General features: G+C 49.6%; 5 protein-coding genes. 3 read left to right on the forward strand and 2 right to left on the reverse strand.

Features of this window, described 5'->3' with window-relative positions; translation table 11 throughout:
- Nucleotides 1-158 precede the first annotated feature (158 nt).
- The 3 genes from glgX to treY are packed head-to-tail and all read left to right on the forward strand — an operon-like array spanning nucleotide 159 to nucleotide 8,437.
- Complete coding sequence (gene glgX / locus EZE20_RS15615; protein ID WP_132119316.1) at nucleotides 159-2,384, forward strand: glycogen debranching protein GlgX; 2,226 nt, start codon at nucleotides 159-161, stop codon at nucleotides 2,382-2,384.
- On the forward strand, nucleotides 2,359-4,209 hold the full coding sequence (treZ, locus tag EZE20_RS15620; protein ID WP_132119318.1) for a malto-oligosyltrehalose trehalohydrolase: 1,851 nt from the start codon (nucleotides 2,359-2,361) through the stop codon (nucleotides 4,207-4,209). Before glgX ends, treZ (EZE20_RS15620) begins: the two co-directional genes overlap by 26 nt.
- Nucleotides 4,196-8,437: a malto-oligosyltrehalose synthase gene (gene treY, locus EZE20_RS15625; protein WP_317129179.1), complete on the forward strand. Its 4,242-nt coding sequence runs from the start codon at nucleotides 4,196-4,198 to the stop codon at nucleotides 8,435-8,437. Before treZ (EZE20_RS15620) ends, treY begins: the two co-directional genes overlap by 14 nt.
- 80 nt (nucleotides 8,438-8,517) lie before the next feature.
- Here treY and treZ (EZE20_RS15630) read toward each other — a convergent pair whose 3' ends face one another.
- The gene (gene treZ, locus EZE20_RS15630) at nucleotides 8,518-10,368 is read right to left on the reverse strand and encodes a malto-oligosyltrehalose trehalohydrolase (RefSeq protein WP_132119320.1); all 1,851 of its coding nucleotides are present in this window, start codon (nucleotides 10,366-10,368) and stop codon (nucleotides 8,518-8,520) included.
- 3 nt (nucleotides 10,369-10,371) lie between these two features.
- A complete protein-coding gene (locus tag EZE20_RS15635) occupies nucleotides 10,372-11,997 on the reverse strand; it encodes an alpha-amylase family glycosyl hydrolase (protein WP_132119322.1) in 1,626 nt (541 codons plus the stop codon).
- Nucleotides 11,998-12,027: the final 30 nt, after the last annotated feature.

Consider the following 12,027-nt stretch of genomic DNA (forward strand, 5'->3'; position numbering starts at 1 on the left):
AAGTAGTTAATTTTTTTGAAAATCATATTTTCTTATAAAAAAACACAGCTTAGGCTGTGTTTTTTTTGCTTCAGCTCGTCAGTGGCACAGATATTTAAATAGATTTTAAGCAATCAAAATCTGCTGGAAGCGGAGAAAAACCACAGTCCTCTACGTTTATGGAAAAAACTATAAGTACTAAAAAAAAACGTACCCAAAATAAAGTATTAAAGCCTTCGGCCAAGGTACAGCGTACCGTTTATCCAGGCGATCCTTACCCGTTAGGGGCAACCTGGGACGGCAAGGGAGTTAATTTTGCTTTATATTCTGAAAATGCAACCGGTGTAGAACTTTGCCTTTTCGACGAACCTCACGACCAAACCGAATCGGTAAGGATCAGAGTTAGGGAAATTTCTCATCACGTTTGGCATGTATATGTACCTGGCCTTGCACCGGGACAGCTCTACGGGTATCGGGTGTACGGCCCCTATGATCCCTTACAGAGCAATCGATTTAACCCCAACAAACTTCTGCTGGATCCGTATGCAAAGGCAATTGCGGGTACCATTCGCTGGCACGATTCGCTATTTTCATATGAGATAGGGCATCCTGATCAGGATATGAGTTTCAGCGACCTGGATAGTGCGCCATTTATCCCCAAAGCAGTAGTCATTGATCATCATTTCGATTGGGGCGACGACGAGCTGCCGCGCATTCCCTACCATAAGTCTATTATTTATGAACTACACGTAAAGGGTTTTACGCGTTTGCATCCGGACATTCCGGAAGATATCCGCGGAACCTACGCTGCAATTGCGCACCCGGTCACGCTTAATTATCTTAAAAGTCTGGGAATTACGGCAGTTGAGCTCATGCCTATTCACCACTTCGTATCGGATCGGCATTTAGAGGAAAAAGATTTGTCAAATTATTGGGGGTACAACACCATCGGTTTCTTTGCACCGGATGTGCGCTACTCTGGCAGCGGCGTCCGTGGCGAGCAGGTTACTGAGTTTAAGCAAATGGTTCGTGACTTGCACAAGGCGGGCATTGAGGTAATTCTTGACGTCGTATATAATCATACAGCCGAGGGCAACCACCTGGGGCCTACGCTTTCGTTCAGAGGAATTGACAATGCCGCCTATTATCGACATACCGAAGATCGGCGCTTTTTTATGGATTATACCGGTACGGGCAATACACTTAATGCTCAGCTACCCAATGTTCTGCGGCTGATCATGGATAGCCTGCGCTACTGGATTGAGGAAATGCACGTCGACGGTTTTCGGTTTGACCTTGCCTCCACCCTCGCCCGTGAGCTTCACGAGGTAGATCGCCTGAGTGCTTTCTTCGATATTATTCATCAGGATCCCGTTATTTCTCAAACCAAACTTATTGCCGAACCCTGGGACATTGGCGAAGGCGGCTATCAGGTAGGGAAGTTTCCGCCCGGCTGGGCCGAATGGAACGGCAAGTACCGCGACTGCGTGCGTGACTACTGGCGTGGAGCCGATAGTATGCTGGCCGAATTTGCCGAGCGTTTTACCGGAAGTTCCGACCTGTACAAAGAAGGCTACCGTCAACCCACGGCAAGCGTCAACTTCGTAACAGCGCATGATGGTTTTACGCTGCATGACCTGGTGTCGTACAACGATAAACATAACAAGGCAAATGGCGAAGATAATAACGATGGAGAAAGCCACAACCGCTCCTGGAATTGTGGCCACGAAGGCCCAACCGACGACGCTGAGATCAATTTTTTGAGACAAAAACAAAAACGTAATTATCTGACGACTCTTTTCCTGTCGCAAGGCGTACCTATGCTGGTAGCTGGCGACGAAGTGGGTCGCACGCAGGGAGGAAACAACAATGCCTACTGTCAGGACAATGAGATTTCGTGGCTGCACTGGGACAAAATGGATCATTCGTTACTCGCATTTACAAAAAAACTAATTGACCTGCGTCGCAAGCACCCTACGTTTCGGCGGCGACGCTGGTTTCAGGGAATGCCCATTAAGGGAATTGGCCTGGAAGATATCGCCTGGTTTTTGCCCGAAGGAAAGGAAATGCCGGACGAAAGCTGGAACCACGACTACGCTAAGTCACTCGCTATATTTTTGAATGGAAGGGGGATTCGCTGCGTGGGGCCTCGGGGAGAAAACATCATGGATGATAATTTTTATGTCATTTTTAATGCGCACTACGAGCCCTTGAACTATGTACTTCCTCCCCGAAAGTATGGCGATTTCTGGGAGAAAATTCTGGATACAAGTGAGGATACTATTCAGGAAGATGGCCCCGTATACAAACCCGGCGATACGGTGCTGGTCGATAGTCGATCGGTGGTTTTGTTGAAATTCCCTATCAAACGACAAGAATATGACTTCGATTCCCATAAGCGATAAAACCCTGGGCGTAAACTTTACCGACGCCAACGAAGCAACAATTCTTGTGTGGGCACCCGAGGCCGAATCTATGGATCTGATCCTGCATCATCAGCAGCAGGCCGTGCCTCTCACCCGCATTGACTATGGCTACTGGTCGCTGGAAACCCCTTTATTGCAGCCCGGAGACCGGTATTTGTTCAGAATCAATGGGAAAAATGAGTTTCCCGATCCTGCTTCACTCTCGCAGCCGGATGGTGTTCATGGTGCGTCGGAAGCCTTGCGCCTTACGGACTTTGAATGGGACGATCAGGCCTGGACAAACCCTAAGCTGGACGACTATATATTCTATGAAATCCATACGGGCACCTTTACCAACGAAGGTACTTTTGAAGCACTGGAACAAAAACTGGACTACCTGCACGAGCTGGGCATTACGGCTATTGAGCTCATGCCGCTGGCACAGTTTCCGGGGACACGCAACTGGGGCTACGATGGCGTATTTCCATATGCGGTGCAACACTCCTACGGCGGAGCTCACGGCTTGCAGCGGCTCGTAAATGCCTGCCATCAAAGACAAATTGCGGTGGTACTGGACGTAGTGTACAATCATCTGGGACCGGAAGGAAACTACCTCGGGCAGTTTGGACCGTACATCAACCCCAAATACTACACCCCCTGGGGCGGCGCCATCAACTTTGACGATGCATGGAGCGATGGTGTCCGGCAGTTTGTGATCGAAAATGTGCTGATGTGGTTTCGTGATTTTCATATTGATGCACTGCGACTGGATGCTGTGCATGCGCTCAAAGATTTTGGTCCCGTTCATATTTTGCAGGATATTCGCCGCTGTACCGATGAGCTTATGGCCCAAACCGGACAGCGTCACTACCTCATTGCGGAGCTTGATCTGAACGACAACAAATACATTGCTCCGCTCGAAAAAGGTGGGTATGGACTAGATGCCCAATGGATTGATGAGTTTCATCATGCGCTGCGGGTCACGGCTGGAGGCGAGCGCACCGGCTATTACACCGATTTTGAAGGCATTTCGCATTTGGCAAAAGCCTACACGGATGCCTTTGTTTTTAGCGGGCAGTTTTCTAATCATCGCAAGCGTTTTTTTGGTACACGGGTCGACGATAATCCGGGTCAGCAGTTTATTGTTTTTTCACAAAATCACGATCAGATCGGCAACCGGATGCTCGGGGAGCGAAGCAGTCAGCTGATGAGTTTTGAGATGCAAAAAACCATGGCCGCAGCTGTGATCCTGAGTCCCTTTTTACCCTTTCTATTTATGGGGGAAGAATGGAGCGAGCCGCATCCGTTTCTGTACTTTGCCGACCACTCTGACCCCGAACTTACGCAGGCTGTACGGCAGGGTCGCAAAAAGGAGTTTGCCGCTTTTCACGCCATAGGCGAAGCGCCCGACCCGTTTTCACTGGAATCTTATGCGCTTTCAAAACCCCAGTGGGAGCTTCTGACCCAAACGCCGCATCAGCAGATGTTTCAGTACTACAAAAAGCTGATTGCGCTGCGAAAAACACAACCTGCACTGCGGCATTTGAACCGTCGGCAGCTTTCTGTAAAAGTCTACGCAGAAGCAGAAACGCTGATTCTGCACCGATGGCACGAAGAGCAGCACATGATATGTATTCTGAATTTTTCGGATCAGCCGCAACCCGTAACTTTTCCTGAACTGGAAAATCTATCCTGGCAAAAAATACTGGATTCATCTGATACACAGTGGGGTGGTAGCGGGCAGGGCGAGCATTTGCCCATGACCGCCTCCGGAACCATGATTCCTTCACAATCCTTTCAACTCTACACCAATGGCCATGTATAATCCGATTACAACCTATCGCATACAATTCCATCAGGGATTTTCATTTTCTGATTTTGAAAAAATACTTCCTTACCTGCATCAACTCGGAGTAAAAACCATTTATGCGTCCCCTATTCTTGAATCAACACCGGGTAGTACGCATGGCTACGATGCCGTGAATCCGCACGAAATTGATCCGGAACTGGGCGATATGGAAGCGCTCATGCATCTCAAAAACACCCTTAATAGCCTGGATATGGGATGGTTGCAGGACATCGTCCCCAACCACATGGCCTTTGATCCGTCCAATCCGTGGCTGATGGACGTACTCGAAAAAGGAACCCAATCGACCTACGCTCCTTTTTTTGACATTGCCTGGAACAGCCCCCTTCATCAGGGAAGCATCATGGTGCCGTTTTTGGGTGCCCCGCTCGAAGAAATTCTGGAACGCCAGGAACTTAGGCTACACTACGACGGCGACCGGCTGGTGTTTACATACCAGGAAAATAGCTACCCGCTAAATCCGGCTTCCTACGCACGATTGCTCCAACGGGAAGGATTAGAGCTGCCTGCCAACGAAACCATGCGTCAGTTTTGTGAGCAGGTAGAAAAGCTGGATCAACTGGAAGATCGGAAGAGCTACGCACTTGCCTGGGACGAACTGCGGCAGCAGTGGGCCGCTCTGTTCAAAACCTTTGAAACAAAAGAATTTATTGAAAGCCGCCTGAAAGAAATCAACGCAGACCCTGACAAACTTCTGGAAGTTTCCACGCAGCAGAGCTATCGCCTGTGCGACTGGCAGGAAACGGATAATACCATCAATTTTCGACGTTTTTTTACAATCAATGGTTTGATTTGCCTCAATATTCAAAACGATGAGGTTTTTCAACATTATCACTCGCTTATCAAAACATTGATTGACGCAGGCGCCATTCAGGGCTTGCGCGTGGACCATATCGACGGGCTCTACAACCCATCGGATTATCTGGAACAACTTCGCGAACTGGCAGGAGACGATCTGTTTATTTGTGTAGAAAAAATCCTGGAACCGGGCGAAAACCTTCCCGCTCAATGGCCCATTCAGGGGACAACCGGCTATGATTTCATGGCGCAAATGACCAATCTGTTTACCAACACGGAAAGCGAAAATGCCTTTACGCTCTTCTATAATCAGCTGGTACATGAACCTATGTCGCTAACGCAGCTTCAGCGTGAGAAAAAAGAGCATATTTTGTTTGAGCACATGGGCGGCGAGCTCGAAAACCTGTACCAGCTTTTTGTCCGGCTCAATTTGATCGACAAACGTCTTTTTGCGGCCATTCATAAAGATGACATGAAGAGTGCCATCGGTGAATTTCTGATTCAATGCCCGGTTTACCGCTACTACGGAAATCGCTTTCCGCTCGATCCGGAAGAAACCGCTGCCCTTGAAAAACTGCTGTTTCGGGTACGCCGCTACGATCCCGACCTGCATCAGGCAGTTGGTATTCTGGAAGATATTTTTTTAAGAAAACCCTACGAAGGCGATGCGGCCCGCAATCGGCGCACGGCGCATTTTTACCAACGGTGCATGCAGTTTGCCGGCCCATTGATGGCCAAAGGCGTCGAAGATACGCTGATGTATACGTACAATCGCTTCATTGGGCATAACGAAGTCGGTAACTCGCCCGAAATCTTTGGAATCACGCCCGATGAATTTCATCAGCATATGCAGTTACGGCAAAGTCATTGGCCGCTTGCACTCAACTCTACCGCCACCCACGACACCAAACGGGGGGAAGACGTTCGCGCCAGACTCAATGTACTCACCGACCTGCCGGACGAATGGCTGTCGCTTGTAAAAGAATGGCAAGCCATGAATGACCCTCTCAAAGATGCAGAAGAAGGACCTGACGAAAACGACGAGTACTTTATTTACCAAACGCTGGCCGGGGCATATCCTATGCCGGGCGATGACGACGGCGTTCAGACCTTTGCCGAACGGATGGATGAGTATCTTGAAAAAGTTTTGCGAGAAGCTAAAACCTACTCAACCTGGGCAGAACCGGACGAAGCCTACGAAGCCGCAACCAAGAATTTTACCCACGCGCTACTTGACCCGCACCGACCGTTTTTTGCCAGTTTCAGCACTTTTCACAAAAAAATATCGGATCACGGCATCGTAAATTCTCTGGCGCAGGTCATTCTGAAATGTACCGCGCCAGGCGTACCTGACCTTTATCAGGGCTGCGAACTTTGGGACCTAAGCCTGGTAGACCCCGACAACCGGAGGCCCGTAGACTACGAGAAACGACAGACCTGGCTTTCAGAATTTGCTATGCAGGAAAACACCCCGGCCTTGCTTGAAGAATTGTGGCAAAACCGCTACGACGGTCGGCTGAAACTTTGGCTGCATCAGCAACTTTTTACAATCAGACAGCAACTGCCCGAACTTTTTTTGCACGGATCCTACCTGCCGCTAACCGTAGAAGGTGCCTACAAAAATAACGTAGTGGCCTACCTGCGGCATCATCATCGGCATACGTATCTCGTGGCGTTTCCGATCCATACGGCCGGACTTTGCGAATCACAAAACCGGGACATTTCGACACTCGACTGGCAGGACACACGTCTGATTTTACCCGACGACTATACCAACAATTGGGAAAGTATTGCCTTGCCTAAAACCGGATTTTCTGAAAAAGAACTTTCCGTTCAGTCTATTTTTGCTCCTTTACCTTTTGCAGTAATGAAGGCTGTTCCGGCCCGAAAAGAGCGTAGCGCGGGCGTACTGCTGCACATCAGCTCACTTCCTTCGGCATTTGGCATTGGCGATTTGGGCCCCGAAGCGTTTGCGTTCGCTGATTTTCTGGAACGTAGCCGTCAGCATTTCTGGCAGTTGCTACCAATCAATCCGGTGGAAGAACAGCAAGGGTACTCACCATACAGCTCCACATCGAGCCGGGCGGGCAATCCTCTTCTGATTAGTCCCGAGATATTGACTAAGGAAGGTTTGCTTACGAAACAGGCGTTACAAAAAAATACATTACCCAAAGAAAATTCAATTGCATTTTCGGAGGTTAAGCGTGTGCGTGATCTTCTTTTTGCGCAAGCCTGGGAAACATTTTGCAAGCGTCAGCAAACGATTCCTGATCCGCGATTTGACGAATTTTGTGACCACAACACCGATTGGCTGCCCGATTTTGCCAGCTACACCTTACTCAAAGAACGGTTTAAGGGAAAAGCCTGGTTTGAGTGGCCCGAGGAATATCGCCACCGTGACCCGGCAGCCCTGGCGCAGCTGGAAGCAGAAGCAGCTCCCGAAATCAGGAAAATTATGTGGTTACAGTATGTGTTTTTTAAACAATGGAAAAACCTGAAAGAGTACTGCAACAAACGGGAAATTGAGCTCCTGGGCGACCTGCCGATTTATGTAAGCTATGACTCGGCAGATGTATGGGCGCATCGTTCTATTTTTCATCTTGACGAAGAAGGGATTCTTTCGGGCGTGGCCGGGGTACCGCCGGACGCATTCAGCGACGACGGTCAGCTGTGGGGCATGCCCGTATACCGCTGGGACGTGCTCAAAGCCAGCAACTACGACTGGTGGATGGATCGGCTGAAAAAAAATATGGAGCTTTTTGACCTCATCCGGCTTGATCATTTCCGGGGCTTTTCGAGCTATTGGGAAGTTCCTGCCGGTGAAAAAACGGCCGTTAACGGAACCTGGGTAGAAGGACCCGGCGCTGATTTTTTCCAAACAGCCGAAAACACTTTTGGGAAACTACCTTTTGTAGCCGAAGACCTGGGCGACATCAATGCCGCTGTACTTTCGCTGAGAGATCAGTTTGAATTGCCCGGCATGAAGGTGCTGCATTTTGCTTTCTCCGATAACATGCCTTCTAATGAATACATTCCTCACGGGCATGCGCCCAATTTTATCGTGTACACCGGCACACATGACAACAATACGTCCGTTGGCTGGTACACAAATGAAGCCGACACCGCTACCCGCCGACGACTTGAACAGTACACGGGTCATACCATCGACGAAACAAACGTACACACAGTCCTGGCGCGGCTTGCCTATGCCTCAGTGGCCAAAATCGCAATCCTGCCCATTCAGGATTTACTGGGGCTGGGAGCCGAAGCCCGCACCAATACACCGGCCTCGGCCTCGGGCAACTGGACCTGGCGCCTGAAGCCGGGGCAGATTCGGGAGACCATCGAAAAGCAATTGAAAGAATGGACCTGGATTTATAATCGATAAAAAACGGGGCGGGAAAATCAGTTGATGACTTTTTTCCCGCCCCATTTTTTACATTCGTCACTCTCACTAGTAAGATTTTTTTATGTCCGCAGAAGACGATATACGGCTACTGAACAGCAGGGCAAATCGCACTGAGCTTCGGCCATAAGTTCGTTTGGATACGAATCCGATTGTTTCGCCGGCTCTTCCCGCCAATGTTCTTCTGTCGAATCCAAAATTTTGACCCACTGTCCTTCTCGTGCCGGAAAAGTGTAGGCTATTTTTTTTGTAGATAAATTAAAGAGACAAATCAGGTGTTCGTCTTCATGTTCGCTGATGCGGTGCATCACGTACCCCTGCTGCCCAAGCACGTGAACGCGTACTTCATTTTTACAAAAATTCTGTAACGCCAACTCTGTCCGCCGCATCAAAATCAGGTGCTGATGCCATTGCAGCATCACCTGATGCCTGCCGCTATGCCGCTTTGCCCGATCGATTTTAGATCGTTGGAACGTTTGCTCATCATCAGGTTCAGGCGGCTCAACATCCCACTGAAAACCTTCAAATTCTTTTTTTCGCCCTTCCCGCACTGCCCGAATCAGGTCAGGTTCAGAATGACTTACAAAATAAAAAAACGGATTGTCTTCGGCATATTCTTCCCCCATAAACAGCATAGGTACATAGGGTGCCAGCAAAATAGCCGCTGCTGCCACTTTCAGACGCTCAAAATCGACCAGCACACTCAGCCGTTCGCCCCCAACTCTGTTGCCAATTTGATCATGATTTTGATTAAAAACCACAAACTTATTTCCCCGAATCCCAACCGATGATGCCCCATGTTTTCGTTTCCTGAACGACACATATTCTCCGCTATGCACAAATCCGTCAGTGTAAGCCTTGGCGAGTTGTTCTACCTGACCAAAATCGCGGTAGCGCTCTTTTCCCTCCTCATCCAGCAGCACATACAGGGCATGATGAAAATCGTCAAGCCATTGAGCCTCGAACCCCATACCACCTACTTCGGGAGTTTTTACCACGTGTGGACTGTTCAAATCACTTTCGGCAATGAGGTAAAACTGTCGGCCCATGCGCTGTTGCAACTGATGGATTCGGCTATGCAGCAAATCCCAGATACTTACCGCTCCCTGATCGTAAATGGTGTGAACGGCGTCCATCCGCAGGCCGTCTATGTGATAATTTTCAAGCCAGTGAATGGTATTCATGACAAAATATTCACGCACGCCGTCGGCCCATTCGCCATCGAAGTTCAGGGCAGTGCCCCAGGGTGTGGTATATTTATCAGTAAAGTACGGACCAAACTGCGAAAAATAGTTTCCTTCGGGCCCGATGTGGTTGTAGACTACATCCAGAAAAACCGCAATTCCCCGCTGATGGCAGGCATCTACCAGTTTTTTGAGTGCCAGTGGCCCACCATATGAGTTCTGAACTGAGTAAGGATATACGCCGTCGTAGCCCCAGTTTCTGTCTCCGGCAAACTGCGAAACGGGCATCAGCTCAATGGCATTGATACCCGTGGCGGCCAGGTCGTCGAGATGAGGAATTATAGCTTCGCAGGTACCTTCCTGGGAAAAAGTACCAATATGTAATTCATAGATAATCAAGTCTTTAAACGGAAGTCCGTGCCAATCGCCGTCCTGCCACTGATAGGCCCGATGATCCACTACTTCGGATGGTCCGTGAACGCCTTCGGGTTGAAAATGAGAGGCAGGATCTGGAAAATCCGTTTCACCCTCGGGCGCAAAAAAATAGCGGGCACCCGGCAGCAGGTCGTCAACATAGGTAGTAAAATTGCCCATTTCATTCTTCTGCATATCTATGTGCCGCTCCACAGGAGACACAAGGTGCAGCACCATCCGTTCTTTTTCAGGCGCCCACACCGTAAACTCGCACGCTCCGGCGTCGGCCAGAAATTGTACACCAGGATTTTTCATGAATTACGCATTAGTTTGTTCAGGGTCAAGACGTATCAACATGCCTTCGTCGCCGTATAAGCTCAGGCTGTCCTCTACACGACTACCTTCAATTTCAATATGTGTAGCCAGTACAACTGTTCCCTGTATACGTAGATTGGGCGGGTTAAAATAGCAGGGCCGATGGCTCAGATTGAGCACAACCAACAAACGATCGCTGCCTTCCTGATGCCGGATGTAGACAAAAATCTGATTGTCGGAATACACCGGTATGTAGTTTCCATACATTAACGAAGGTTCCGCCTGACGCAGGGCAATGAGCCTTTTATAAAAAGACAGCATGGAATGGTCGTCCTGCTGCTGAGTTTGTACATTTTGGCGAGGGGCGCTGCGGGCAATCCGAAGCCACGGGCGTGCCGTCGTAAAGCCTGACTGAGGAGTAGGTTCCCACTGCATGGGCGTGCGGGCCGGGTCGCGGCTCAAATTTTTATCGGGCATGTTAAGTCCCTGTGGATCCTGCACTTCTTCAAACGGAATAGGTACATCGTGCATGCCGATTTCGTCGCCATAGTAAATCGTAGGCGTGCCGCGCAACGTAAGCAAAAGCAGCGCCGCCACCCGGGCCTGCTGAATCCCGATGCGGCTGCTGATGCGGGGTTGGTCGTGGTTGCCAAGCACCCAATTGGGCCATCCTCCGGCCGGAATAGCCCCCTCGTATTCATCAATGGCAGCAGCGATTTTCTGCGGCTCCCAGGGCAGGCTAAGCAACAGAAAATTGAACGGCAAATGTGCACCTTTGTTATCTACGCCGTAGTAGACCACCAGCTTATGTATGGGTAAATATATTTCTCCAATCATCATCCGATGGTCGTACTCATCCAGAACGGACCTCATTTTTTGCACAATATCGTGTACCTCCGGCTGATCGGTTGAGTACGTGGGTAGCAGTTTTTCGTAAGTTGCCATGTATGATTCGTAGGCAGGATTGGCCGGGTTGTCACGCAGTTGTTTGTCTTTGATCATGTGCCACATCACGTCTACCCGAAAGCCGTCTACGCCGCGGTCGAGCCAATAGCGCATGACATCAAACATCGCCTCCTGTACTTCCGGATTGCGCCAGTTGAGATCCGGCTGTTCTTTCAAAAAAGCGTGGTAATAATATTGTTCCGTGGCAGAATCCCACTCCCAGGCGCTGCCCCCAAACACCGATAGCCAGTTGTTAGGAAAGCTGCCGTCGGCCCGGCCCTCGTGCCATAAGTACCAGTCGCGCTTTGGATTGGTACGCGACGAGCGAGATTCCAAAAACCACGGATGCTGATCGGAGGTATGATTTGGCACAAGATCCATAACGAGTTTCATATCCCGACGATGGATTTCCTGCACGAGGGCGCTAAAATCTTCCTCAGTACCAAAGAGCGGGTCTATGCCCACGTAGTCGGCAATGTCGTAGCCAAAGTCGGCCATTGGCGATGGATAAATCGGAGAAAGCCAAATGGCCGTCACGCCGAGCCATTGCAGGTAGTCGAGCCGTTGAATAATTCCCCGCAAATCACCGACACCGTCGCCGGTGCTATCCTGAAAAGAACGTGGGTAAATTTGATAAATAATACCTCCCTGCCACCACAGGTAGTTTTCTTGTGGCTGTTTCATGCGTTTTTCTGCTTGTTGCTCCCCGTTGTC

The organism is Arundinibacter roseus, from assembly GCF_004348825.1.
GTDB lineage: Bacteria > Bacteroidota > Bacteroidia > Cytophagales > Spirosomataceae > Arundinibacter > Arundinibacter roseus.

Coding starts and splice junctions, on each gene's coding strand:
- treZ (WP_132119320.1), bottom strand. CDS start 10,368: ATGAAAAATCCTGGTGTACAATTTCTGGCCGACGCCGGAGCGTGCGAG.
- treZ (WP_132119318.1), top strand. CDS start 2,359: ATGACTTCGATTCCCATAAGCGATAAAACCCTGGGCGTAAACTTTACC.
- glgX (WP_132119316.1), top strand. CDS start 159: ATGGAAAAAACTATAAGTACTAAAAAAAAACGTACCCAAAATAAAGTA.
- EZE20_RS15635 (WP_132119322.1), bottom strand. CDS start 11,997: ATGAAACAGCCACAAGAAAACTACCTGTGGTGGCAGGGAGGTATTATT.
- treY (WP_317129179.1), top strand. CDS start 4,196: ATGGCCATGTATAATCCGATTACAACCTATCGCATACAATTCCATCAG.